The sequence below is a fragment of the Sphingomonas sp. GW821-FHT10F11 genome (genome assembly GCF_058809095.1).
Map to the genome: position 1 here is coordinate 295,009 of NZ_JBXASH010000003.1, position 26,178 is coordinate 321,186.

The following is a 26,178-nucleotide window of genomic DNA, read 5'->3' on the forward strand; positions in this document are numbered from 1 at the left end:
GGGATCAGATTCGACGCACGCCGCCTAGATCGTCGTCCGGCAGGCCACGCAGCCCCGCGAGCCGCGCACCGCCCGTCTCGGCCAGCACGCCGCGCGCCGGTTCCGGAATATGGGCCGCGGGCGGCAGCCCTTCCTGCAGCACATAATAGCGCAGCATGACCTCGAACACGCGGCGCTGGTCGGGCGGCAGCCGGGCCATGGTCAGCATCGCCTGCATTGCCGCATCGAGTGGGTTGGCGACCTTCTGTCGGGACGCATCGATCCACCAATAGTTGATCAGCACGTTCACCGCGTCGAGCGACTGGACATGGTGCCACCAATAGAAGGGCAGATAGAGCGCGTCGCCCGGTTCGAGTTCCGCCACCAACGCCATCGCCATCGCCTCGGCAAAGGCCGGGAAACGTTCTAGGTCGGGCGCGGTCAGGTCGACCAGGCTGGTGAGCGGCCCGGCCGGGGTGAATTCGACCGGCCCGACATAGAGCTTGTCCATCGCCTCAGGCGGGAACAGCGTGAATCGCCGCCGACCGGCCACGTTGACGGCGATGTTCTCGCTGAGATCGGCATGGATCGCGACGCAGAGCGCATTGCCGATCCAGATGCGCGGCACCGCCACCGCCGGCGGCAGCGCGAGCGGGTTGGCCTCCATGAAGCCCGGCAACAGCGTCGGCACCGCGGCGGATTGCAAGGCGATCGCATGGGGCCGCGCGACGCCACGGTCCCGCAGCAGCCGGTCGAGGAAATTGCCCAGACTCGATCGGCCGCGCAGGAAGTTGAGCCCGGCGAGATCGCGCTTGTACGACAGGCGACCCTCCACCTCCGGCGGCGCGACCACCACGTCGATCGGCCCGTCGACGGCCAGACCAGCAATGTAGCTGAGGATGGCCTCGTCGCTTTGCCGCGCCTGCGCCACGGCGGGCCAGTGCCGCGCCGCGCCGCGCAACACCGCGGGGCGCCCGAGCGGACGTATCTCGGCGTCGAAGCGCACCCGGTCGACCGCCTCGAACACCGGGATCGGGGCGGGTTCAGGCAACCGGTAGGTCATCGGGTTGCGGCTCCGTCGCGTTCATCCGGTGCAGCGCGTCCATGTGCAGCGGCATGTCCGCCACCGCACCGGCGATGCCGGCCTGCGCCAGGTCGATCTGGCGCCCCACCTTGTCGGGGTCGAGCGCGTCGGTCAGCGGATCGTACCCCGACGGCCAGCCATTCTGGCCGAGCATGACCGCGACCCAGCTGTTCAGGGTGAACAGGTCGTTGTCGCCCTTGAGGTATCGGCCGCGGCGCAGGAACAGGTCCATGCGCTGCGCCAATGTCTCGGGCACGCTCATGTTGCGGCAATAGCGCCAGAAGGGTGTGTCGTCGCGCTGGGTCAGCTTGTAGTGCAGGATGATGAAATCGCGCACCGCCTCGAAGCTCGCGCGCATCTGGCGATTATATTCGTCGCGCTCGGCCGCGGCGAAATCCTTGTCCGGCATCAGCGCGAGCAGCATCGATATGCCGTGCTGGATCAGGTGGATGCTGGTCGATTCAAGCGGCTCGACAAAGCCCGCCGCAAGCCCGAGCGCAACGACATTGCGGTTCCAGGCGAGTCGTCGGCGCCCGGTCGCGAAGCGCAGCGGCCGCGGTTCGGCCAGCGCCGCGCCCTCAAGGTTCGCGAGCAGGATTGCCTGTGCCCGATCGTCGTCGAGAAAGGCGGATGCATAGACATGGCCGTTGCCGGTGCGGTGCTGGAGCGGAATGCGCCACTGCCAGCCGGCCTCGCGGGCGGTCGAACGGGTAAAGGGATGCGGGGCGCCGCGATTCTCGCTCGGCACCGCAATCGCCCGGTCACAGGGCAGCCAGTGCGACCAGTCCTCAAAGCCCGTCGAGAGCTGCTGCTCGGTCAGCAGGCCGCGAAAGCCCGAGCAATCGATGAACAGATCGCCGCCGATGCGCGTGCCGTCCGCCAGCAGGATCGACTCGACGAAACCCGATTGCGGATCCAGCGCGACGTCGACCACGCGGCCTTCGCGCCGCACGACACCCTGCCGCTCGGCAAAGCCGCGCAGGAACAGGGCATAGCGGGTGGCGTCGAAATGATAGGCATAGGCGATGTCATGCGCCGGCTGGGACGGGTCGGCCCTGGGGTGGGTGAACCGCCCGGCCAGCGCGGCCTGCGCGCCGATCGAGAAGGCGTCGATCGGCGGTAGCGGACGACGCTGCCGTTCGCGAAGATAGAGCTGGTGAAAGTCGATTCCAGCGATGTCGCGCCCGAACCGCCCAAAGGGGTGGATGTAGCGATCCCCGGGCCGCCCCCAATCGACGAACTCGATGCCGAGCTTGAACGTGCCCGAAGTCGCGCGCAGAAACTCGGCCTCGCCGATGCCGAGCAAATGATTGAACTTCTGGATCGGCGGGATCGTTGCCTCGCCCACGCCGATTGTACCGATCTCGTCGGATTCGACCAGCACCACTTCGGTGCCGCCGGGAACGATGAAGCGTCCCAGCGCCGCCGCGGCCATCCATCCCGCGGTGCCGCCGCCGACGATGACGATCCTGTCGAGGCGCTGCCCTGTCATCGTGCATTCTCCATCGGGAAGCGCCGTCCGGTTTCGACGGCAGCGTCGATTCGCTGCCGCGCAACCGCGAGCGGTATGGCGCGGGCAAGCGCGTCGCGCCGGCGCGGGCGGATACCCAGCCCGAGCATCAGGCCGATCCATTCGTCCGCCTCGATGCCGTCTTCGTCCCGCGGCACGAGCCGCCCGCGCTCGGCGAACAGCTCGAGGTCTTCCGCGAGCGCGGCGGACATCGTCTCGGAGACGCTGCGGTCCGGGGCGAGGTAGTGGAGCTGCGCGAAATCACGCAGGCGGTCGGCGTCCAATGCGGCGCGGTGATTGTACAGACCAAGCTCGGCGGGATTCAGATCGCCGCCCGGCCAATGCCCGATCAGCCGTTCGATCTGCCGGCAGATCAGATGCAGCGCCGTCGCCCCGATGGGGTCGAGCGCGACCGCCGCCAGGCCGATCGCGACCACATTGCCCCGGAAAGGCTCGGCGAGTCGGCCAGGTTCCAGCGCAAGCGCGCAAGCCTGATCCGGCTGCTGTTCTTCGGTGTCGAGGGGTGCGTCCTGCGCCAGTCCGGTCAACCGGATCGTCGTCCCGGCGAGCGGCGTTTCGATGTGCCAGCCCTCCGGCCGGACGACCAGCCGGTCGAACGGTGCCGCCGGAGTAGTCGAGCCGCGGCGTTCCCAGACGAGCCGGCGCGTCGGCAGGCAGGGCGACCAGTCGATCCACCCCGCCCCAGACCGGCCGATCAGGGACCGTTGCCCGCCGGTCGCATCCACATAAAGGTCGGCCGTCAGGTCCAGGCCGTTCGACAGACGCACCTTTTCGATGACCGCCCCGTCGCCCGAGCGCGTGATGTCGCCAATAGCCGCCTCGATGCGGACGACGCCGGCGCGCTCGCTCAGCGCGCGAAGCGCTCCCCGATAGCCATCGAGATCGAGCTGAAGCGCGGGCGTCCCGTCGACGCATCCGCCTCGGACGATCGCGCTCCAGGCCGGAGCCTCGGCATCGTCGTCCTCTTGCAGGCATACCCACAGATGGTGGATCGACACTCCCGCACTGCCCTGCGGCAACGGGCAATGAGTCCGCAAAAAAGTCTCAGTGCCCAGCCCCTCGACGATGGTCCCGAACCGGACGCCGCTCGCCATGCGGTGCAGGATGTCGCGGTCGTCCAGGCCGATGGCGCGATGATAAGCACCGAGCGACGGCCGCCCCGCGCCGGCCAGATCCTCCACGGCATCCTGTGTCCGGCCGGTGTCGATCCAGCTGACCTTGAGCCCAGGGAGGCGCCGCGCCAGCGCGACCGCCGCCATCGCGGCAGCCAGGCCGCCGCCGGCCACCGCCACATGGTGCAGCCGCCCGGTCATGCCGGACCTGCCGGGCAATAGCCCGCGACATAGTCACCGTGCGCCGTCATCCCATCGCTCGTCGCGGCGATCCGCTCGCGCATCTCCCGCAACGCCTCGGCCAGAACGGACTCGGCCATCATATCCGCGCGGACGTCATGGTCGCGCGGGAGGATGCCCTGGCCGATCAACACGGCAAGCCAGCTCGGCTCGAGGAACAGGCCCTGCGCATGCGGTTCGATCCGGCCCCGAGCTCGGAACAGGGCGATGCGCTCGACCAGGCTGTCGGGGATCGGCATCGTCCTGACATAGTCCCAGAAGGCGGAATCGGCGCGATCGGTGGCGTGATAATGGAGGATCAGGAAGTCGCGGATCCGGGAATATTCCAGGTCGATCGTGCGATTGAACGACTCCCGCTCGACCGACGAGCTGCTTCCATCGGGAAACAGCTCGAGCAGGGCGGTGATCGCCGCCTGGATCAGATAGATGCTCGTCGATTCGAGCGGCTCGAGAAAGCCGCCCGACAGGCCGATCGCGATGCAATTGCCGACCCAGGCGCGGCGGCGGCGCCCGGCCTTGAAACGCAGGATGCGAGGCTCGGCCAGCGGCGCGCCCTCGATCGCGCCAAGCAGCGCGTCGGCGGCGGCTTGTTCCTCGATAAAGGCGCTGGCGAAGACATAGCCGTTGCCGGTCCGGTGCTGGAGCGGGATGCGCCAGCGCCATCCCGCCGCCATGGCATAGGCCGAGGTATAGGGCGCGAGGGCCTGAGTCGTGCGGCAGGGCAGCGCGACCGCACGATCGCAGGGCAGCCAGGCGCTCCAGTCCTCGAAGGGTTCGCCCATCGCGCCGTCGAGCAGCAGCGCCCGAAACCCCGAGCAGTCGATGAACAGGTCGCCTATGATCCTGCGGCCGTCGGCAAGGATCAGCGCGCTGACGTCGCCGCTCTCATGGCGTTCGACATCGACCACCCGGCCTTCGCTGCGTACCGCGCCGGCAGCTTCGGCGATCCTGCGCAGATAGGGCGCGAAGCGCGTCGCATCGAACTGATAGGCATAGCCATAGCCCGCCTCGATCCGGCGGTCGTCCTGCGCCGGATGCGCGAAGCGATTGCCGCGCGCCATGGCCGCCGGGAGGCAGAAGGCGTCGAGCGGACCCGGCGCCAGGCCTCGATTCGACGCGCGCGCCCAGAGATGGTGGAAGCCAACGCCGTTCGCGTCGCGCCCGAACCGGGCAAAGGGATGGAGATACCGGTCTCCGGCCCGGGTCCAGTCGACGAATTCGATGCCGAGCTTGAAGGTCGCCGAGGTCGCCAGCATGAAATCGGCTTCGTCGATGCCGAGCCGTGCGTTGAACCCGCGCAGATGCGGCAAGGTCGCCTCGCCCACGCCGACGATCCCGATCTCCTCGGATTCGACCACCTGTACGGTGCACGAGTTGCCGACCAGGCGTACGAGCGCCGTGGCCGTCATCCACCCCGCCGTGCCGCCGCCGACGATCACGACGGAAAGGGGGGATGCGCGGGCCTCGGCCGCCGTCATGGCTCGGGGGTAAGAGTGACGACGAGACTCTGCTCGGCCTGGAGTGGCGCGAACACGACCAGCCTGCGGCCCTGTAGCGTCTCGACCAGCCCGGTCTTCGCCGCTGCATCGCCCGGACGCGCGCCCTCGATCGTCACCCGGGCATTGCCCTGCCAGCCCTCGACTACGAACGCCGGGTTGACCAGCGGCTGCTGCGTGCTGGCGGCGATCTCGATGCGGACGGGCCCGGCGGTCGCGCCGCGCTCGATCACATAGGCGCGTTGTGCCGCATCATAGCGCGCCGTTCCGCCGTCCCCGACCTTGGCGGCCGGCGCCGTCAGCCAGGAGCGCGCGCGCGGCGCCAGCTCGGCGGCGCCCTGTGTGGTCAGGCCTGTCAGCAGGTGCCGTACCAGGCGCTTGCTATCCTTCTCGGCGATCGGCCAATAGATATGCGAGAGCGAGCTGTGGCTTGGCCGGTCGGATGTCAGCGCCGGGCGTCCGCTGGAGCGGACCTGCGCCACCGGCCAGTGGTTCCACCATTCGAAGCTCGACATGGATGGTTCCCAGTTGATCCCTTCGAACTTCGCCGGTCCGGCGCCGGCGACCTCGAACGGTTTCCACGTCGATTTGAGGTTGATCCACTGGATCATCGGATCGTCCAGCCCGGTGAAATGATCGGGGCCCCGCGGTTTGGCGAAGTCGGTCGCGGTGCGCTTCAGCCATTGATAGGTTCTGGTCTCGCCTTTCAGATTGGCGAGCGTCAGGGCGTCGAGGTTGATATTGTCCTCGGGCGTCTCGCCCGCCGGGATCACGACGATCGATTCCTGGAACTCGCTCGCCTCGCGTTCGGGATGGTCGGTCCACAGGATCTGCTTTCGCACCGCGACGGCATCGGGATAGACCGTCCAATATTCGTCGGCCCAGGCGCCCCAGTCGTGCGGATCGGCGGCGTCCGCGAGCTTGTCGTTCTCGACCTCCGACAGGGCATAGCGCCAATGCACCACCGCACGCGCAGGCGTGCTCTCCAGAATCTCGACATGCGAATAGCGGACATGCCGGTCGGACATCGGCTCGCAATCCTCACCGTCCGGGCAGCGCGGCTTGCCGTAGATCTCCATGAACTGGTCGCTGTACCAGCGCCCGTTCTCGGTGACCCAGGCCGGGATGTAATTGGCGCCCTGCCAGAAGACGAGCTGGACTGGAGAGTCGGCGAAGCGCACGACGACGTCGCTGCCATCGGCCACGCGGCGCGGGCTGTCCCAGGCGGGGTCGTAGCGCAGCGTCGCATGGAAGGCGCCGAACGGACCAGGCCCGCCGCTCCAATGTGGCAGGCCGGGTGCCGGCGCGGTCGCGCGCTGCGCAACGGGGACATCGCCGAGCAGCGCGCGCGCCTGGCGGACGGTCATCGCCCGGTCGAACACGGTCAGCCGCGCGATGCTGCCCTCGAGGCCGAAGCGGACCGGCAGCAACGGGTGGATCGCGTTGCTCGGAAAGGGCAGGGCCGGCGCCCGAGTCCGGCCGATCAGCAGGGGCGTGTCGCTGCCACCGGGCGCGGCCTCCGGCACATCGGCCGCGGCGGCGGCGATCGGCTCGCCGTTCATCCATAGCTGCATCCTGCCCTTCTCGAAGCTGAGCGACACCAGGGTCCAGGCGCGCGGGCCGATCGCGCGCGCGGAGACGATCCTTTGCGCGGCACCGCTCGCGTCGCGGCGCTGGGCGATCAGATGCCCATAGGCGTCGAACCCGAGGAAGAGCGTTCCGCCCGGTGCCGCCTGGTCGAGGATCGGCGCCTCGTTCCAGGGCAGGGCGTCGAGCTTCACCCAGGCGCTGACACTCCAGCTCGACCCATCGACGAGCCGCGCGACCGGCGCCATCGAGATCGACGCGGTGTCGCCGTCGAGCCTGACGGCAGGGCCGAGGGGAGAGTCGGCGATGGTGAAGGCGCCGTCGATCCGGGCGCGAGCGCCGCTGACGCCGTCGACCAGCGCCGATGCCTGCGGATCATAGGCGAGCCGGACGACCGCGTTCTGCGCGGCGGCCTGGGTCGCAAGGGGTGCGAGCGCTGCGGCGCCGAGCAGACGAAGGAGCAAGGTCATGAAGATTCCCGGAGTAAAGGTTAGCCGAACAGGAATTCGGGCGTGCCCGAGACGCCCAGGTCGAGTGCGTAGAGCGCGCCCTCGTCGGCGCTGTCGCGTCGGTCGGCCGGCAGGCCGAAGCGGGCGGAGGTCACGAACAGGGTCGCGAGGCCGGGGCCGCCAAAAGCGCAGCTCGTCGGTTGCGCGCAGGGCAGCTCGATCACCCGGTCGACACGACCGTCCGGACCGACGCGCATCACACAGCCGCCACCGACCCGGCAGTTCCACAATCCTCCTTCGCGATCGAGTGCCGATCCGTCCGGAAGTCCCGGCGCACCGCCTGCAAGGAAGGGCCGGCGCTCGCCCAGGCCGTCTCGGTCCATCGTATAGAGATAGAGTTGGTCGGCCAGGGTGTCGGCGCATCGAAAACTGCCCTCCGCTCCCCATGCCATGGTGTTGCAGATGCCGAACTCCCGGGGGGTGAGCGCATCGACCCGTCCGTCCGGCCACACGCGATAGATCGCGCCGCTTGATCGGGTCATCGGCACCGGCTCCCCGTCCGGGCCGATATTGTCCTGCATGGTGCCGACCCAGAAGGCGCCGTCGGGCCCGACCTTGCCCTCATTGAGGCGGTTGTCGGCAAGGTCGGGTTCCGGGGTCGCGAGGGGACGGAAGGCACCCTGCCAGTCCCACAGCACCACCTCGCGCTTGAGGCCCACCACTGCCTCGCCATTGGCGCACAGTCCGATCGAGGTGGCGAGATCCGGCGTATCCCATGATTCAAACTGCCCCGATGCCGGGGTAAGAGCGTTGATTTTCCGGCCGACAATATCCACCCAGACGACTCGGCCGGTGCGGTCGCACCACAGGGCACTCTCTCCGACCGAATCGCCGCCCGCATGAATCCGTTCGATGCTGGCCACGCTTCCTCCCTAGTCATTGTCTCAAAACATTAGTTACCTATCATACAGAAATGTCAATAATGGCGCCAACTGCCAAATGGGAGAAAAGCGAATGAAGGACAGGACAGTGCTGCTGACGGGCGGCCTGGGCTCGCTGGGGCGGGCTCAAGCATGTGCGTTCGTCGGCGCGGGCGCACGGCTGTTGCTGCTCGACCGAGCGCCGGCCGGCGAGGCGCGGCCCATCATCGCGGAAATCGATCGCGCCGGGCCGGGCAGCGTCGACTATGTCGAGCAGGACCTTGCCGATCTCGAGGCCTCGCGTGCCGTGGTCGGGGCGCTCGCGGAAAAATTCGGCGGGATCGACGTGCTGATCAACAATGCGGCATTGATCGTGAACCGCCCCTTCGAGCAATTCTCGCTGGCGGAATATGAAGAGCAGATGCGGGTCAATGTCGGCGCGGCCTTCGCGATCGCCCAGGCGGTGGCCCCGGCGATGAAGGCGAAGGGCGCTGGATCGATCGTCAATTTCTGCTCGGTGACGCTGAGCGGCGCCTGGGACGGCTATGTTCCCTATGTCGCGTCCAAGGGCGCCATGCTCGGCCTGACCAAGGGCCTGGCGCGGGAGCTTGGTCCTTTTGGAATCCGCGTCAACGCCGTCTCGCCCGGTGCGGTGGTGTCGGAGGCTGAAGCACGGGTTTTCGGCGATCGCGCGGAGGCTTATGCCGCGTGGGTCATGGAGCGGCAGTGTCTCAAGGAGCGTATCGAGCCGGAAGATATCGCGTCGGCCGTACTCTTTCTGGCAGGCGATGGCGCGCGCATGATCAGCGGCCATGTGCTAGAGGTTGACGCCGGATGGTGAGCAACGTTGTCAGTATCTGTCAGCGAGCCTAAGACGATATTGTATCAAGGCTTTGGAGAATATCATGGCGGACTTCGATGCCCCGCTCGAAAAGGAAGCGCCCTGGCGCGGCGACGGCATGGTTGCGCGCACGATCAATGCCGTCATCGATCTCATTCAGTCCGGCGGACTTCGGCAAGGCGATCCCCTGCCTGCCGAAAGCGCGCTCGCCAAGCGTTTCGGCGTATCGCGGATCGTCATGCGGGAGGCAAACCGGTCCCTGTCGGCGCTCGGCATCGTCGAGGTCGGCAACGGCCGGGGTGCGCGCGTCTCGGTACCCGACGAGAATGTCGTGGGGCTTCTGCTCGACCATGTGGTCCATACCCGCCATGTCACCGTACAGCAGGTGCTCGACGTGCGGCGCAGCCTCGAGGTGCGGGCCGCTGCCCTTGCCGCGCTGCGCCGTTCCGATGAAGAGGCCGAAACAATTCTCGGTCATGCGCGCGCGATGCGCACGGCGTTCGACCGCCCGGACGATATCTGGCAGCACGATATCGCGCTCCACGCCGCGATCGCCGACGCCAGTCAGAATCCGCTCTTTTCGATCATGATCAAGGCTTTCGCGCCGGTCACCCGGCAAACCTGGCCGCTGGGTTGGAAGAATCGTGTCCACGAGGAGCGCGAATCGATGATCGCTGAGCATGAGGCAATCGCCGAGGCCATTGTGAAACAGGATATCGTGGCAGCGCGCAACGCGATGTCCGCTCATTTCGACGATACGGTGCGGGTGCTGGCAGGTGCTGGCGTTACCTAGCTGTATTGCGATTCGGCCAAACCTTTAATACAGGTACCTCCACAATATAGGGGAGGTATATGATCGACAGGCGAACGCTGATCAAAGGCGGCACCGCCGCGGGGTTCGTCGCGCTGGCCCATCCCGCGCGCGCGGCCGGCCGAACCGGTACCGTTCGCGTTCGGCGCGACTGTGCCGACACGGCGAAGACTCGCCTGGCCGTGCGGGAGCTGCGCAGCGGTGTCGTCGCCCTTGGCCTGGCCGGCGACGTTGTGGAAACGCCGGATGGAGGCTCGGGCCTGGCATTCATCCTGTCGATCGCCCCGGCGCTGGGTGGCGAGAAATATGAGATCGCACGGACCGGCGAGACGATAATATTTCGGGCGGCAAGCGAACAGGCATTGCTTCACGCGGTATTCGACCTGCTCGAGCGGCAGGGCGCTGTGTTCGGCCTCGACGGCACGACGGTCCCGCCGGAGGGCGTCAAAGGCTGGACCCTTCCCGAAACCGGCCGGCCCTGGCGCGCCGCACCTGCCTTCGCCACACGGGGCCTGCTGCCCTGGCCCGACTTCCTCAATTGCATCAGCGTGTTCAACCAGGAGGATTTCCGCGCCTATTTCGCGGCGATGCTGCGCATGCGGCTCAACCTGTTCGGCATGCATGTCTACACCGATACGCTGCAGCCGACCGAAGCCTATCTGTCGGTGCGCTTCGCCGGTGCCGGGCAGCAGGCGGAACTGGAAACGACGGCGACCCGTGGCTGGGGCTATCTGCCGCAGCGCACCTCGACCTATGGCATGGGGTCGGCGGCGCTGTTCGACCGGGAAACCTTCGGGTCGGACGCGGCCCGCCTCGCCGCGGACAATTGGGAGATCGCCGACCGCACCGCGACGCTGCTGCGCGACGGCCTCTCCTTCGCGCGCGACCTCGGCATTCGCACCGGCATCGGATTCGAGCCCTACAAGCTTCCGGCGGCGATCGGCGATGCGCTGCCGCCCGAGGCGAGGACTCACCCGGCAGGCTTTGCCGAGAGCGTGACGGCCAGGCGGCTGCTGGAGGCCCGCCTCGCCGACCTGCTCGAACGCTATCCGATGGTCGACCATGTCTGGCTCTGGGAGGACGAGACGTCCAATTGGGACAGCCGCGCGAAGGACGTGCCGATCTCGACCACGGCCTTTCTCCAGGCGCATGACTTCCTGCGGCGACATGCTCCCGAAAAGCGATTGGTGGTAGCTGGCTGGGGCGGCTTCGCCCGCCACTTCGCGCATCTGCACCGGAGTCTTCCGGGCGACATCGTGTTTTCGGCGCTGGGCGATACGCTCGGATGGGATCCGGTGTCGGACGCCTTCGGCACGCTCGGTGACCGCGAGCGCTGGCCGATCCCATGGCTTGAAGACGATCCCTCCATGTGGTTCCCGCAATTCCGCGCGTCGACCGTCGAACGGGATATGCGCCGCGCCCGGTCGCTGGGGTGCCAGGGCATGCTCGGCATTCATTGGCGGCACCGGATCGTCGATCCCACCGCGACCTATTTCGCCGGGGCGGGCTGGGATGCGTCCCTCACCACGCGCACCCATTATGCGCGCTTCGCCCGTGCCCAGGCTGCACCGGCGCGCGCGCCGAAGCTCGCCGAACTCATGCTCGACTGCGACACGGGCGGCGCCATCGCCTCCACCTTCACCGGCAAGACGACGCCCGACGGCCATGCCGGGCATGCCGAGCTGTCGGCCGACTATCAGGAAGCCTTCAAATATCGCGAGAACACGCCAGACCCGACGATGCTGGTGCGCCAGCGCCGGACGGCGGCCCGGTTAGAAGCGCTGAGCCGGCTTGCGGACTCGGCGCTCGAGCGAGAGCGGCTCGGCTACCTCGCCGGCTTCGTCAAATTCATGGTGCCCTATTGCGACGCCTATACGAATGCGCATGCGCTCGATGCGGTGCTGGTGCGCGCCGACGCCCTGCGCAAGGCCGGCGACATGCCCGGGGCGCAGGCGCTGGTCCGAGCGGAGGGCGTGCCACTCTGGCTCGCGCTGCTGCCCCAGGTCCGCGCGGCGGTGCTCGACTTCCAGGCGGTGATCGCGACGCGCAACGATCTCGGCCAGCTCGCCTCGATGCAGAACAAGCTGGTGCGCATCGCCGTCGAGCGCCTGAAGCTCTCGCTGGAGGAATTCCTCGGCGAGCTTCCCGAGGAAGCGGCGCGAGCCCATGCCGCCGCGCTGGCGCCGCCCGCGCCGACGCCACGCCTGTTCCTGCCGACCCGGCCGTCGATCCTGCGCGCCGGCGAAACCTTGCGCCTGTTTGTGGTGGCCCCCGGCGTCGCGCCAGGCACACCGATCGCGCTGCTGCATCGCGGGCTCGGGCAATCGGAGTGGTCGCGCTCGCCGGCTGTTCATGAGGGGCGGGCCGTTCATAGCGTCACGCTCGGCCCGTTCGACGCCGCGCCAGGCGTGCTTGAATATCGCGTCGAGGCGCAAGGCGCGCAGGGCCCGATCTCCGATCCGCCCGAAGGGGGCGCGTATCACGCGGCGCTTTTCGCATGACGGGCGTCAATCCTGGCGGGCGTGTGTCCAAGGTGGTCATCCTCGGTGGCGGCACGGCGGGCTGGATGACGGCGGCGGCGCTGTCCAAGATCCTCGGCACGAGCGGCGTCGCGATCGAGCTGGTTGAATCCGACGAGATCGGGACCGTGGGGGTCGGCGAGGCCACCATCCCCCAGCTGCTGCACTTCAATGCCTTGCTCGAACTCGACGAGGACGCCTTTGTCCGTGCGACCGAAGCGACCTACAAGCTGGGCATCGAGTTCGTCGACTGGACGGCCGTGGGTGAGCGCTATTTCCACCCGTTCGGCTCCTATGGGCTGCCGATGCTCGGGGTCGATTTCCAGCATTTCTGGCTGAAGGGCAGGCTGCTCGGCGATGCGACACCGCTCGACGCCTATTCGATCGCGGCGGTCGCGGCGCGTGAAGGACGGTTCGTACGGCCGATCCCGGCGCAGACGCGGTCGCCGCTCAGCCGCCTGTCCTATGCCTTCCAGTTCGACGCGATGCTCTATGCCCGCTTCCTCCGCGGCGTCGCCGAGCCGCAGGGTGTCCTGCGCACCGAAGGCATGGTCGTTGACGTGGTGCGCAACGGTGAATCCGGCTTGGTGCAGTCGCTTCGGCTCGCCAACGGTCATGCGGTGGAAGGCGACCTGTTCATCGACTGCTCGGGGTTTCGCGGGCGGCTGATCGAGCAGGAGATGGGCTCGGGCTATGAGGATTGGAGCGACTGGCTGCCGTGCGACCGCGCCGTCGCGGTACCCTCGGCACGCATCGAGGAGCCTATTCCCTATACTCGGGCGACCGCCCGCGCCGCGGGCTGGCAATGGCGCATCCCGCTCCAGCACCGCACCGGCAACGGCTATGTCTATTCCAGCCGCTTCCTGTCGGACGATGAGGCGATCGCGACCCTGCTCGGCAATCTGGACAGCGAACCGCTCGCCGAACCGCGTCCGCTGCGCTTCACCGGCGGCTATCGCCGCCGCCCCTGGATCGGCAATGTCGTCTCGATCGGCCTGGCCAGCGGGTTTCTCGAACCGCTCGAATCCACCAGCATCCATCTGGTGCAATCGGCCATCGCCCGGCTGATGACACTCTTCCCGACACGCGCCTTCGAGGCCGCCGAGATCGAAGCGTACAACCGCCAGACGATCCAGGAATATGAGACCATCCGCGATTTCCTGGTGCTCCACTACAAGGCGACCAGGCGCGACGACACGCCTTTCTGGCACCACTGCCAGGGCCTGCCGGTCCCCGAAGGGTTGCGCCGCAAGCTCGACCTGTTCGGCGCCAATGGCCGGATCATTCGGGAGAATGACGAGCTTTTCACCGAGACGAGCTGGTTCGCCGTCATGGCGGGGCAGGGGGTCGCGCCGCGCGGCTATCATCCCGTACTGGACGTACTCTCGCACGACGAGACGCTCGAACGGCTGGCCGATGTCCGCGCGGTGAATCGGCGGGTCGCCTCGATCATGCCGCGCCATGGCGATTTCCTGGCCGGACACCGGGATCTGCTGACGCCGCCATGAGCAAGGCATTCGGATTAAGCCTGGCCGCGCTGCTGCTGATCCAGCCGGCGCATGCGGAGTTGCCGTCCGACGTCCCGCAGATCCTCTACGGCAGTTCCTATTACAGCGAATATATGCCCGCCGATATGGGCCCCGATCGGATCGCGACCGACGTCGCGCTGATGCGGCAGGCGGGGATCCGCGTCGTGCGCATGGGGGAGTCGAGCTGGGGGACCTTCGAGCCGGCCGATGGCAGGTTCGATTTTGCCTGGATGGACCGGGCGGTGGCGGCGTTCGGTGCGGCGGGAATCAAGGTGATCCTCGGTACGCCGACCTATTCGCTCCCGCCCTGGCTCGCACGGGCGCATCCCGAATTGCTGGCAAGGCCGCTGGGCGGCGGCGCGGTCGGCTATGGCATGCGCCAGAACATGAATTACGACGACCCGCTGTTCCGGCGATATGCGGAGCGGATCGTCACGCGACTGGTGGAACGTTACCGCGAAAATCCTGCGGTGATCGGCTGGCAGCTCGACAACGAGACCGGCCCGAACGGCGCGGCCAACGACGATATCTTCAGCGCCTTTGTCGGCCATCTGAGGACGAAATTCGGCACGCCCGAGGCACTCGACCGGGCGTGGCTCCTCAATTACTGGGGCCAGGCGATCCACGACTGGGACGACATGCCCCGGCCGGACTTCACGGTCAGTCCGAGCTACAAGCTCGAATGGAACCGCTTCCAGAAATCACGGGTCACCCGCTATCTCGCCTGGCAGGCGACACTGGTGCGCAAGCTGCGCCGGCCGGACCAGGTCGTGCTGCACGATTTCTCGAGCGCGATGCGCGGCGATGTCGACGAATTCGCCATCGCGCCGCTGCTCGATGTCGTCGGCATCAACGTCTATCACGCCGCGCAGGACCGGATGGACGGCCAGTGGCAGGCCATGACGGGCGACTATGCGCGCTCGCTCAAGCGGCAGAATTATGTCGTGACCGAAACCAGCGCCCAGACGATCGGGTGGAATTCGCAAGGGCAATATCCGCCACTTGACGGGCAGTTGCGGCTCGACCTTTACGCCAATGTCGCGAGCGGCGCGAACATGCTGCTCTACTGGCATTGGGCGTCGCTCCATGCCGGGCTGGAGACATATTGGAAGGGCGTGCTCGGTCACGATCTCCAGCCCGGGCGCGCCTATGCCGAGGTCAGCCGCACCGGTGCTGAGCTTGCCCGGCTCGGGCCCGCGATCGCCAATCTGAAGGTGCGAAACCAGGTGGCGATTCTCTACAGCGCGGATTCCGCCACCGCGCTCTCGTTGATGCCGTATCAGAAGGATGGCGGCGGCGACTGGAAACCCGAGCAGACCAGCGGCTATGCGACCACGCTGCGCCAGATGCACCGTGCGCTCTATCAGGCCGATATCGGTGTCGATTTCCTGTCGGCGGACGATCCGGCGCTCGACCTGACGCGCTACAGGCTGGTGCTGATCCCCAGCCTCTATATCGCCGATGAGGGGCTGCTTCGCCGGATCGAGTCCTATGTGCGTGGCGGCGGGCACGCGCTGATGACGTTCAAGAGCGGCTTCGCCAACCAGGACAATGCCGTGCGGGCGCAAATGGCACCGGGGCCGTTGGCCGATGTCGCGGGCTTCACCTATCAGGAATTCTCGACGCTCGACCGCCCGGTCGCGCTGAAGGGTGACCCGTTCGGGGCCGGCGAGGCCAATCAGGCCAGCATCTGGGCCGAGTTCATCACGCTCGGCACGGCACGGGCGCTCGCCTGGTACGATGATCCCGCGCTGGCGCGCTGGCCCGCCATCACCCGCAACCGGTTCGGCGCAGGGTCGCTGACCTATGAAGGGACCATTGTCTCGGATGGCCTTCAATACGGCGTCGTGCGCGACCTGCTGCGCGAAAGCGGCGTGTCCGCGGTGCCTGCGCGGCCGGAGGCGGTTCGCACGCGGGAAGCGGTTGACGGCGCCGGCCGGCGGATTCGGTTCTTGCTCAACTTCTCGCAACGTCCGGAATCCGTCGCCTATCGCCACGCGGCCGGGACGGAGCTGATCGGCGGCAAGCCCGTTGCGCCGGGCCAGACGATTGCGCTCGGCCCCTGGGATGTCGCCATCGTTCGGGAAACGGCGCCATCGCACGCCCATTAGCAGAGCTTTGTGTCATTATACGTAAAATATCGATTGAACTATAATACAGGTTTGGTAATAACTGTCGCAGAATCGAGTGCGAGCACCATAGTTGCCGCACATTGGCCCGACAGGGGGGCAGGGAGAGGGGATGGTAATGAAGGCTTTGGACAAGGCGTTTCTCCGGCGGCTGGGAACGATGCGGACACTCGCGGCGGGGGTCTCGGCCATCGCCCTGTCGATAGCGACCGGCGCTCAGGCGCAGGTCGCCGATCAGACCGCCCCTGTCCCGGGCGGACAGGGTGCGCCGGCCGGCCTCGATACCGCCGCCCAGAACGAAGCCGATGCGACCGCGGGGGACATCATCGTCACCGGTATCCGCGCCTCGCTCCAGTCCGCGCAGTCGATCAAGCAAAACGCCGACACTTTTGTCGATGCCGTCACGGCCCAGGATATCGGCGCCTTGCCGGACCGGTCGGTCGTTGAGTCGCTTCAACGCATTCCGGGCGTCACGATCAGCAAGTTCCAGGGCGGCAACGATCCCGACCATTTCTCCGCCGAGGGTACCACGGTCCAGATCCGCGGCCTCAGCCAGATCCAGACCCAGGTCAACGGCCGGGACAGTTTCACGGCTGGCTTCGGCCGCACGATCAATCTCGCGGATTTTCCCGCTGAGCTGCTGAGTTCGATCGAGGTCTACAAGGAGCCGACCGCCGACATGGTCGAGGGCGGGCTCGGCGGAACCGTCAACCTGAACACGCTGAAGCCGCTTGATCGCAAGGGCTTCCATGCCGCCTTCGACGTCGAGGGGATCTATAGCGACTTCCGCGACAAATGGTCGCCGGTGGCCTCGGCACTGGTAAGCGATACCTGGGAGACGGGCATCGGCACCTTCGGCCTGCTGCTCGACTATTCCTATTCCGACCTGAAGGTCCGCTCGGATGGCATCCAGGCGACCAATTTCCAGACCCGCGACGGGCTGACCACGCCAGCGGGCGTGCTCCGCAACCGGCTGCCCGGGAAGAATGTCGCGTTCGCCCCGATCGGCGCGAGCTTCCGCACGCAGGATACCGATCGCAAGCGCTACGGCACCGCGGTGGCCGCACAGTGGGAGAGCCCGGACCATACGATGCAGCTGACCGGCCAGTTCCTGCGCACCCTCGCGACCCGGGCCTGGACCGAGCATACGTTCGAAACCGAAAGCGGCCTCTCGGAATATAATACCTATCCGGCCGGATGCCTGCCGAGCGCCAACTCATCGGCCAATTGCCCGCCGGGTTTCGCCGATTATCAATATGACGCGGACGGCGTCTTCCAGAAGGGCTATATCACGCAACCCGGCACCGGCTGGCGCAGCGCGACATCGGGCCAGCCCAATTCGCCGAGCCCGACCGGCGGCATGCAGCAGAATCTGTCGCGTCGCGACCGGTTCGAGCGGACCGTGACCAGCGATTTCTCGCTCAACTGGAAATGGAAGCCGACGCCGCGCCTGTCGCTCTCGCTCGACGGCCAATATGTCACGTCGCGCTCCCGGGCGTTCGATTTCACCTCCTATACCGACACCTTCGCCGACGAGGAACTCGACCTGACCGGTTCGCTGCCGGTGGCGATCCCGCACAAGCCGCTGAACAATGCTTCGCCCAACGCGCGCATCGCCGGCCAGAACGACAGCCAGTATTTCGCCGATCCGGCGAATTATTTCTGGCGCGCCGCGATGGACCATATGGACGAGAGCGACGGGGACGAATGGGCCTTCAAGGGCGATGTCAGCTACGACATCGACGAGGACATCCCGTTCCTCCAGAAGATCCAGGGCGGGGTGCGCTATTCCGACCGCGAGCAGACCGTGCGCTATACCGCCTATAATTGGGGCTATGTGAGCGAGGTCTGGGATGGGACAGGCGATGCCGTCTATCTCAACCAGGCAGGCCAGAGCCAGGCCGAGCTTTTCAAGTTCGACGATTTCTTCCAGGGCAAGACGCCGGGCCCGCAGGGCTGGTATTATGCCCATCAGCAGCTCGACAATTATGCCGACGCGTCGAGCTTCTTCCAGAACATCAACAAGGTCTGGCAGCAGTCGAACGGCGGGTTCGCCGGCGGCTGGGCGCCGGTCGGTCAGCGCGCCGGCGTGGTGCCCGGCACGCCCTATCTCCCCGGGGAGATCGACAGCTCGGGCGAGAGCACCACGGCCGCCTATCTTCGCCTCGACTTCGGTTCCAAGGAACCCATCTTCGGCGGGGTGAAGGTCCGCGGCAATATCGGCCTGCGCTATGTCGATACCAGGAACCATGCCACCGGCTCGATCCAGTTCCCATCGAACTCGCTCGGCGGCAGCTATGCCCAGATCTGCCAGACCGGGTCGTCCCCGCCGCCGATCTGCGCGCGGGGCGAGCCATTCTACAACAGCCTCGTTGCCTTCAGCAATTCGGCCTCGACCCAGGCGGAGGTGAAGACCAGCATCGGCCATTGGCTGCCCAGCGTGAACCTGATCGTCAACCCGACCGACAATCTCCAGCTTCGTTTCTCCGCGTCGAAGCAGATCCAGCGGCCCGACTTCGGCTTCCTGCGCAACTATGTCGCGATGTCGGTCAATCCTGGCGAGGTGCCGCTGACCGCGACGGCGGGCAATCCGTACCTCAAGCCCGCGGTGTCGCGCCAATGGGATATCGGTGCCGAGTGGTTCTTCGCGAAGGTCGGGTCGATCAGCGTCGATTATTTCCAGAAGAACATCGACGGCTTCTTCTATCAGAGCACCGTCCAGCGAAGCTTCACCAACAATGGCGTGACCCAGACCGCCTTCCTGCTCGCGCCGGCCAACTTCAACGGCACCGGCACGATCAAGGGCTTCGAGGTCGCCTATCAGCAGGCGTTCGACTTCCTGCCGGGCATTCTCAGCGGGTTCGGCGCCGGCGCCACCTACTCGCATGTCGTGAGCAAGGGGCTGCCCAACGCCTTCCTCTCGAACGTGTCGGTCGCTCCGGCGGCGCAACCCTCGACCGGGCGCGGCAATCTGCCCTTCGAGGGGCTGTCGCGCGACAATATCAACCTCACGGGCTTCTACGAAAAGGGGCCGGTGTCGCTTCGAGTGGCGTATAATTGGCGCTCGCGTTTCCTCGAAACCGCGGTCGACCAGATCTATCCCTATTTCCCGGTTTATCAGAAGGGTACCGGGCAGCTCGACGCGTCGGTATTCTATAATCTGACGAAGCAGATCAAGATCGGCATCCAGGGCGTCAATCTCACCAACACGGTGACCCAGACCGAACAGCAATACACGGCGAGCGGCATGATCGCCCCACGATCCTATTTCATCACCGACCGGCGGTTCGCGGTGATGTTGCGCGGGAATTTCTGACCCCCGGGTTCACCCCCCGGGTCTCTCCTGTGGCCTTCCCGTTCGCGGGAAGGCCACTTTTTTGGACGTAGAACTGACGAAGGGCATCCATGCGAATTACCCGAGTGACAACGAAGATCGTGCACGCGGAAATGCGGAACTGGGTCTTCGTGCGTGTCGATACCGATGTGGACGGGCTTTACGGCTGGGGCGAAGCCACGCTGGAATGGAAGACCCGGGCCGTCGACGGCGCGGTCCGCGACCTCGAACCGCTGATCGTCGGTCGCGATCCGCGCGACATCGAACAGCTCGTCCGCATCATGACCAAGCACAGCTTCTGGCGGCTCGGCGTCATCGGCCGATCGGCGATCTCCGGCATCGAGATCGCTTTATGGGACATCTTCGGCAAATCGCTCGGCCTGCCCGTCTGGCGGCTGCTCGGCGGCAAGGTTCGGGACCGGGTCAAGGTCTATACCCATCTCGGCATGGGGGACATGCGCGCGGTGTATGAGACCGACAGCGTCGACGCGATCGCCGAGCGCGGGCGCGCGGTCGTCGAGAAGGGCTATCGCGCGCTGAAGGCGGTGTTCATTCCCTATTCGCATTACGGGGTCGACCGGCGCGCCGTCGATCATGTCGGCCGGATGATGGAGGGCCTGCGCGGGGCGGTCGGTCCCGACGTCGAGATCATGGTCGATTTCCATGGCCGCCCGGCGTCGATCGGCGCCGCGCTCGCCTATATCGAGGCGCTTGCCCCAGGCCTTCCCATGTTCGTCGAGGAGCCGCTCCCGCCGGGCGAGAACCGCTCGCTCGCCCAGCTCGCCACCCGGACTCATGTGCCGATCGCCACGGGCGAGCGCCTCGTCGACCGGGCTGAATTCGATGATCTACTTCGTTTGCGCGCCGTCGACATCATCCAGCCCGATATCTGTCACTGCGGCGGCCTGCTCGAGGCCAAGAAGATCGCCGCCATGGCCGAGGCCGCATCTGTCGGGGTGGCCCCCCACAATCCGCTGGGCCCGATCGCCGGGGTCGCCGCCCTGCATTTTGCGATCTCCACGCCAAACCATGTGATCCAGGAGGAAATGGTAGGGGCGGTACCCTGGTACGACGACGTCGTGCGGGGCCCTATCCGCATGGTGGACGGCTATTGGCAGCTTCCCGAGGCGCCAGGCCTGGGTATCGAAGTCGACGAAGCGGTGTGCGACGCCCATCCTTTCGAGCAGGAGGTGATCCACGCCAGTGAGGCAGTCCTTGCCGACGGCACGATCGTCGATTGGTAACGTGTCCCTCACCGGCAAGGTGGAATGGCGAAGGCCTCAGGGCTCGACCGCCGCCGGCGCGAGGCGCGCCAGCCTTGGCGCGAGCAGCGCGGCAGCCGCCAGCAGCGTGCCGGCAAGGGCGAACGGAACCCGGTAACCGCCGCTAACGTCGAACAACACGCCCAGAAGCACCGGACCGATCGCGCCGCCGATCAGGAAAAGAGCATAAAGCGCGCCATAGGCCTGGCCGTATTGCGCCCGGCCGAAATAGCGCGCGGTCAGAAAGGCGATCAGATCGCCCTCCGCACCCACCGCCAGACCGGTGATCAGCGCGGCCGGGATGGCCACTTGGGCACCCCCGACCGCCAGCAGCAGGATCCCCGTCGCAGCGACCGCAAAAAGCGCCGAGGCAACGACGGGCGCGGGCAGTCGATCGAGCGCCGCGCCGGCGGTCAGCCGGCCGATGACCGCGGCGACGCCGATCAGGGACGTGATGCCGCCGGCTCGTGCTGGCGAGAGACCGGCATCGCTCAGCATGGGCACGAAATGGACCACCGTGCCGAGCACGGCGATCGACGCGAGGAAGATCGGCAGGCCGATGCCGGCAAAGGCCGGATCGCGCAGGATCGCGCCGAACGGTGCGGCGACGGTCCCGCGAACGCGGGCAGCCGGCGCGCCGCGCAGCAACAGGGCGACGGGCACGCTCAGGGCCAGCACGGCAGCGGACAGAGCGAGATAGCCGGTGCGCCAGCCATCCAGTGCGACCAGCGGGGCGAGCAGGGCCGGCACGGCGACCGCGCCCACGCCGGTGCCCGTCAGGGCGATGCCGAGTGCGACGCCGCGGTGGCGCCTGAAGGAGGCGACGACGAGGCGCGCAAAGGGCAGGGGGCTGGATCCGGCGGTGAGCAGCGACACGATCGCGGTGAGGGCGATGAAGCTGGGGAGCCCGGCGACCCCGACTGCCATCGCGGCGAAGCCCGCCGAGAGCAGGAGCATGGACGCCAGCCCGACCGCGAAGCTGCCGAGACGATCGACCAGCCGTCCCATGGGAATCGCCATCAGGGCAGTACAGACCGTGCCGACCAACGCGCCGAGCGACGCCTCGCCGCGAGTCCAGCCAAACTCGGTGGCGAGCGGCTTCAGGAAAATGCCGAGCGAATAGAAATAGAGCGAGCTCACACCGCCTGTGATGCCCAGCAGGCTGCCGAGCAGTACCCGCCAGCCATTGGCGAATTCGCCGCGTGCGGTGCTCATGCGGCGGTGTCGAGCATCGCGACTGCACGCACCCAGCCCGCAGATGCGCGCTCGATCTTGATCGGAAAACAGGCGATAGTGAAGCCGGTCGACGGCAGCGCTTCCAGATTCTGGAGCTTCTCCATCTGATAATAGGGACGGATACGGCCGGCCTTGTGTCCCTCCCAGATGATCCGGGGATCCCCTGTCTCGGCGAAGCGACGGGCCGTAAAGGAGAATGGCGCGTCCCAGGACCAGGCGTCGGTGCCGACGACCCGTACGCCGCGCCCGGTAAGGTACAATGTCGCCTCTGCACCCATTCCGCAGCCGCGGTCGAAATAGCCGGGCTGGCCATAGGTTGCCGCTGCCGAGGTATTGACCAGGACGATATCGAAGGGCTGGAGGTCATGACCGATACGGGCGAGCTCGCCCTCGATCTCGTCCGCGCCGACGATATGGCCGTCCGCCAGGTGCCGGAAGTCCAGCTTCACGCCGGGGCGCAGGAACAGATCGAGCGGTGCCTCGTCGATCGAGGGTGCCGGGCTCGCACCGTCATCGGTGGTGGAGTGATAATGCCATGGCGCATCCATATGCGTGCCGCTGTGTGTCGTGAGGCTGATGTCCTCGACCGCCCAGGCCTCGCCGTCGGGCAGATCTTCCGCGGTCAGGCCGGGGAAGAAGGGCAGCATCTGGGCGACGCCGTCCTTGTGCGTCGTATAGCGGATCTGCGGATGCATCGGCGGTGGATCGGTCACCACCCGGCTGCTGATCGGCATCGAGATGTCGATGAAAATCCTGTCGCTCATAGTCTTGCTCCCCGGGGCACATGAGGGGCGTCGATCGTCGTGGCGATCCGGCCGATGCCCTCGATCTCCAGTTCGATCACATCGCCGTGCTGCAGGAAACGCCCGAGTTCGAGGCCGCAGCCGCCGCCGACCGTTCCCGAGCCGAGGATTTCTCCCGGGTGCAGCGTCTCGGAAGCGCTGACATGAGCGATGATGTCGGCGAACGACCAGTGCATCGTCCCGACCCTACCCTCGCTCCAGATGTCGCCATTGACCCGCGCGCGCATTGTCAGCACGCCCAGATCGCCGATCTCGTCAGCGGTGACGATCACCGGCCCGAGGATGTTGGCACCGTCGAAATCCTTGCCCTTGGCGGGGCCAAGCGGGCCCTGCATCTCGCGGAACTGCAGGTCCCGTGCGGTGAGGTCGTTGAAGATCGTATAGCCGAAGATATGGGCCTGCGCGTCCTCCGCCCGGATGTCGCGTCCGCCGGTGCCGATCACGCAGGCGATCTCCAGCTCATAATCGATGACGGTCGAATTGGGCGGCCAGCACACCACGCTGTCCGGGCCGGCGACCGCGAACCGATTGCCCTTGTAGTAGATCGGCTGCTCGAACCAGATCGGCGGGATGGGCATTGGTTCGGGGGGGGCGGGCGGCGCCCCCCATTGCGCGCGCAATTGCGCGCCGCGCCAGCCGGCCATGCGCATATGCTCCTCGAAGACGAGGAAATCGCGAATCTGCGGCGGCACGGGCAGCGGCGCCAGCCAGCGCACCGAGCCCGGATCGATCCGGTCGAGCGACGTCTCCACGATCGTGCCGGCCGCGGCAAGCGCTGGTGCACCGCCTTCGATCAACGCCTGCATCGAGGCCAGTACCGGCGCCCCCGATCGCGACAGGGGAATGATCGCCCCGGTCGGGTCGAGGGCACCGAGTTCGGGTCCGGCCGGGGTTTCGAATGTCATCAGCCGCATGGTCGGCTCAGAACCTGAAGGAGCCGGCGACACCCCAGCTGCGCGGCGTGTTCAGTGTCGCGATGGGAAAGCCGGTAAAGGGTACGATCTGGGACACATGCCGGTTGTCGAAGACGTTGCGTCCATAGAACGCGACTTCCCAGGACTTGTCGTGACCGGCCACCGCGATTCGCAGGTCGACCTCGCGCCACGCTTCGCCGACATATTGGTTCGAATCCTGGTTGGTCTCGAGGAAATAGCTCTTGGACTGTGCCCGGACGGTGCCGGTGGCGCTGACCGAACCGAACGGCACCCGCACGCTGTAGTTGAGCGATGCATATCCCTGCCATTCGGGCGCGCGGGTCAGGCGGTTGCCTGCGACATTTTGCGGCACCACCGTCACATTCTGCCCCAGGACGATGACTCCCGTGCCGGACGGCAGCGCGGCGAGTGTGCCTTCGCGGATCCGGGCATCGAGATAGGTGCCGTTGAGCGTCAGCGTCAGGCCCTTCACCGGTGCGACCACGCTCTCCAGCTCGATGCCCTTCACGCGCGCCCTGGGCACGTTGACGATGGCGACGCCGCCAGTGAGCACCGCCTGGCGGATATGGAGGTCGTCATAGTCGGTCAGGAAGGCGCTCAGGTTCAGGCGCAGCGCGCGACCGAAAAAGTCGTTCTTAGAGCCGATCTCGTACGACGTGATCTTCTCCGAGCTGTTCTCGAGCGGGTTGGTCGGGTCGGTCGGCACTGCGGTGTTGCCGAAATTGTTGAACCCGCCGGCGTTGAACCCCCTGGAGAAGCTTGCGTAGAGCAGATTGCCCTTGGCTGGCTTGAAGTTGATCACGGCACGGGGCGAGAGATTGTCGTAACTGCGCACGCAGATCAGCGTCGCGCTTGGGCAGGTGCCCGAAGACAGCACTGGGCCGGCCAGCACGCTGTTGGTGATCGTGCGAACGCTGTTGTCGATCGTCGCGTTCTTGCGGTCTCGGCTGTACCGCAGGCCGCCGATCACCGATAGCTGGTCGGTCAACTCATAGGTAATGTCGGCGAAGGCTGCATAGGAATCGACCTTTTGCTGTGCCTGGAACAGGGCGGTCGTGCCTGCCGGGCGCCCCGCAAAGATCGGGCCCGTCGGGCCGAAGCCCGTCGCGACGGGCGGACCACCCTGCAGATTGACGATGTTGATGAATGCATCGGTGTTCTGATGGAAATAATAGAGGCCGACCGTCCATTTTAGCGGGCCGCTATCAGGCGACGCCAGACGCAGTTCCTGCGAATAGCTTTCCTGTTTCTGGTCGGTCGTGTTGGTGTTGGTGCTGGCCGCCGGTGTGGCGAACGGCGTCACTTCCTGGGCGCCGCGTACCTGGAACTTGCGATAGCCGCTGATCGACGTGAGCGTGATACCGCCGAGTTTCCAGTCCACCAACAGGGTCGCATCGGTCGCGAGCGTCCGGGTAAATTGCGGCCCGACGATCTGGACCGTCCGGTCGTCGAGCACGGCTGCATAGTCTGTCCGGCGCAGATAGGGATCGCCGACATAGACGGTGCCGAGCGCCGGCCCGCGAGGCGCCAGCGCCACGGCCGACAGCGGCAGCGTGGCGGCGCGCGAGTCGCCTTCGGAATGATCGACGATCAGGTCGATCGTCGGGCCGCCGGCCGGTGTGACGCGAAGCGAGACGCGTTCGCTGGTGCTCGAGCCTCCACCGAAGCGGCGGGCGTCGACGCTGTTGCGCGCCCAATCGCCGCCCGCATTATGGCCGACCGCGACGCGCAGCGCGAGCACGTCGCTCACCAGCGGCACGTTCAGCGCGCCCGACGCCTTGAATTCGTCGAAGCTGCCCCAGCTCGCATTGACCTCGCCGCCCAACGTCATGGTCGGACGCTTGCTGGTCAACAGGATCGCGCCGGCGGTCGAATTGCGGCCGTAGAGCGTACCCTGCGGTCCGCGCAGCACCTGCACCGAATCGAGGTCGAGAAAGTCGGACACCGACTGGCCGAGCGCAGGCACATAGACGCCGTCGACATAGACTGCGACCGGCTGATCGGTGAACAGGCTGCCGCCGCCCGCCGGCCCGCCAAGGCCGCGGATCGAGATCGGCGCGAGGCCGTAGCTGACGCTCTTGGAGACGACCAGGCTCGGGATCGCGCCTGACAGATCCTGCAGTGAGGCGACATTGTTGCGTACCAGCGTATCGCCGCTCACCGCGGAAACCGAGATGGGAACATCCTGTGCGCTCTCGCGGCGATGCTGCGCGGTCACGACGATATCGGCCACGACGGTTTCCTGATCGGTGGACTGCCCTTGCTTCGGTGTCGGCGCAGCGGTCGACGCTCCCGCATCCTGCGCATGGGCGATGCCTTGCATCAGGCAAAGCGCTGCCGTGGCGACCGAAGCCGCAAAACGAACCTTCATTTTCCTCTCC

17 protein-coding genes are annotated in these 26,178 nt (G+C 66.7%); 7 read left to right on the forward strand and 10 right to left on the reverse strand.

What is annotated here, in order from left to right; genetic code table 11:
* Nucleotides 1-4: 4 nt before the first annotated feature.
* Genes AC1RT8_RS11810 through AC1RT8_RS11835 form a run of 6 tightly spaced genes read right to left on the reverse strand, consistent with a single transcriptional unit; the run spans nucleotide 5 to nucleotide 8,401 of the window.
* Complete coding sequence (locus tag AC1RT8_RS11810; RefSeq protein ID WP_493075840.1) at nucleotides 5-1,042, reverse strand: cupin-like domain-containing protein; 1,038 nt, start codon at nucleotides 1,040-1,042, stop codon at nucleotides 5-7.
* Entirely contained in the window at nucleotides 1,023-2,555 is a 1,533-nt protein-coding gene (locus tag AC1RT8_RS11815; protein WP_493075841.1) for a tryptophan halogenase family protein, read from the reverse strand. Before AC1RT8_RS11815 ends, AC1RT8_RS11810 begins: the two co-directional genes overlap by 20 nt.
* Nucleotides 2,552-3,907 (reverse strand): tryptophan 7-halogenase, encoded by a 1,356-nt coding sequence (locus AC1RT8_RS11820; RefSeq protein WP_493075842.1) that lies wholly within the window; start codon nucleotides 3,905-3,907, stop codon nucleotides 2,552-2,554. The genes AC1RT8_RS11815 and AC1RT8_RS11820 overlap by 4 nt, the downstream gene beginning before the upstream one ends.
* Nucleotides 3,904-5,424 carry a tryptophan halogenase family protein gene (locus AC1RT8_RS11825; RefSeq protein ID WP_493075843.1) on the reverse strand — a complete coding sequence of 507 codons (1,521 nt, stop codon included), beginning with the start codon at nucleotides 5,422-5,424 and terminating at the stop codon, nucleotides 3,904-3,906. The genes AC1RT8_RS11820 and AC1RT8_RS11825 overlap by 4 nt, the downstream gene beginning before the upstream one ends.
* Nucleotides 5,421-7,499: a LamG domain-containing protein gene (locus AC1RT8_RS11830; protein ID WP_493075844.1), complete on the reverse strand. Its 2,079-nt coding sequence runs from the start codon at nucleotides 7,497-7,499 to the stop codon at nucleotides 5,421-5,423. The genes AC1RT8_RS11825 and AC1RT8_RS11830 overlap by 4 nt, the downstream gene beginning before the upstream one ends.
* A gap of 20 nt (nucleotides 7,500-7,519) precedes the next feature.
* Nucleotides 7,520-8,401 carry an SMP-30/gluconolactonase/LRE family protein gene (locus AC1RT8_RS11835; RefSeq protein WP_493075845.1) on the reverse strand — a complete coding sequence of 294 codons (882 nt, stop codon included), beginning with the start codon at nucleotides 8,399-8,401 and terminating at the stop codon, nucleotides 7,520-7,522.
* A 91-nt stretch (nucleotides 8,402-8,492) separates the two neighbouring features.
* On the opposite strand from AC1RT8_RS11835, the gene AC1RT8_RS11840 reads away from it, so the two are divergent.
* From AC1RT8_RS11840 to dgoD, 7 genes are all read left to right on the forward strand, one after another.
* Nucleotides 8,493-9,239: an SDR family oxidoreductase gene (locus AC1RT8_RS11840; protein WP_493075846.1), complete on the forward strand. Its 747-nt coding sequence runs from the start codon at nucleotides 8,493-8,495 to the stop codon at nucleotides 9,237-9,239.
* Nucleotides 9,223-10,032, forward strand: a complete 810-nt coding sequence (locus tag AC1RT8_RS11845) for a FadR/GntR family transcriptional regulator (RefSeq protein WP_493075847.1) — start codon at nucleotides 9,223-9,225, stop codon at nucleotides 10,030-10,032. The genes AC1RT8_RS11840 and AC1RT8_RS11845 overlap by 17 nt, the downstream gene beginning before the upstream one ends.
* 59 nt (nucleotides 10,033-10,091) lie before the next feature.
* Entirely contained in the window at nucleotides 10,092-12,551 is a 2,460-nt protein-coding gene (locus AC1RT8_RS11850) for a hypothetical protein (RefSeq protein ID WP_493075848.1), read from the forward strand.
* Nucleotides 12,548-14,077 (forward strand): tryptophan halogenase family protein, encoded by a 1,530-nt coding sequence (locus AC1RT8_RS11855; protein ID WP_493075849.1) that lies wholly within the window; start codon nucleotides 12,548-12,550, stop codon nucleotides 14,075-14,077. The genes AC1RT8_RS11850 and AC1RT8_RS11855 overlap by 4 nt, the downstream gene beginning before the upstream one ends.
* Complete coding sequence (locus tag AC1RT8_RS11860) at nucleotides 14,074-16,209, forward strand: beta-galactosidase (protein WP_493075850.1); 2,136 nt, start codon at nucleotides 14,074-14,076, stop codon at nucleotides 16,207-16,209. The genes AC1RT8_RS11855 and AC1RT8_RS11860 overlap by 4 nt, the downstream gene beginning before the upstream one ends.
* A 136-nt stretch (nucleotides 16,210-16,345) precedes the next feature.
* Complete coding sequence (locus tag AC1RT8_RS11865) at nucleotides 16,346-19,543, forward strand: TonB-dependent receptor (protein WP_493075851.1); 3,198 nt, start codon at nucleotides 16,346-16,348, stop codon at nucleotides 19,541-19,543.
* A gap of 89 nt (nucleotides 19,544-19,632) precedes the next feature.
* Complete coding sequence (gene dgoD / locus AC1RT8_RS11870; RefSeq protein ID WP_493075852.1) at nucleotides 19,633-20,805, forward strand: galactonate dehydratase; 1,173 nt, start codon at nucleotides 19,633-19,635, stop codon at nucleotides 20,803-20,805.
* A gap of 36 nt (nucleotides 20,806-20,841) precedes the next feature.
* Here the strand turns inward: dgoD and AC1RT8_RS11875 are convergent, their stop codons facing one another.
* The 4 genes from AC1RT8_RS11875 to AC1RT8_RS11890 are packed head-to-tail and all read right to left on the reverse strand — an operon-like array spanning nucleotide 20,842 to nucleotide 26,168.
* The gene (locus tag AC1RT8_RS11875) at nucleotides 20,842-22,038 is read right to left on the reverse strand and encodes an MFS transporter (protein WP_493075853.1); all 1,197 of its coding nucleotides are present in this window, start codon (nucleotides 22,036-22,038) and stop codon (nucleotides 20,842-20,844) included.
* Nucleotides 22,035-22,823: a cyclase family protein gene (locus AC1RT8_RS11880; protein WP_493075854.1), complete on the reverse strand. Its 789-nt coding sequence runs from the start codon at nucleotides 22,821-22,823 to the stop codon at nucleotides 22,035-22,037. Before AC1RT8_RS11880 ends, AC1RT8_RS11875 begins: the two co-directional genes overlap by 4 nt.
* Nucleotides 22,820-23,776 carry a fumarylacetoacetate hydrolase family protein gene (locus AC1RT8_RS11885; protein ID WP_493075855.1) on the reverse strand — a complete coding sequence of 319 codons (957 nt, stop codon included), beginning with the start codon at nucleotides 23,774-23,776 and terminating at the stop codon, nucleotides 22,820-22,822. The genes AC1RT8_RS11880 and AC1RT8_RS11885 overlap by 4 nt, the downstream gene beginning before the upstream one ends.
* Nucleotides 23,777-23,783: 7 nt before the next feature.
* Complete coding sequence (locus AC1RT8_RS11890) at nucleotides 23,784-26,168, reverse strand: TonB-dependent receptor (RefSeq protein ID WP_493075856.1); 2,385 nt, start codon at nucleotides 26,166-26,168, stop codon at nucleotides 23,784-23,786.
* Between the last annotated feature and the right edge of the window lie 10 nt (nucleotides 26,169-26,178).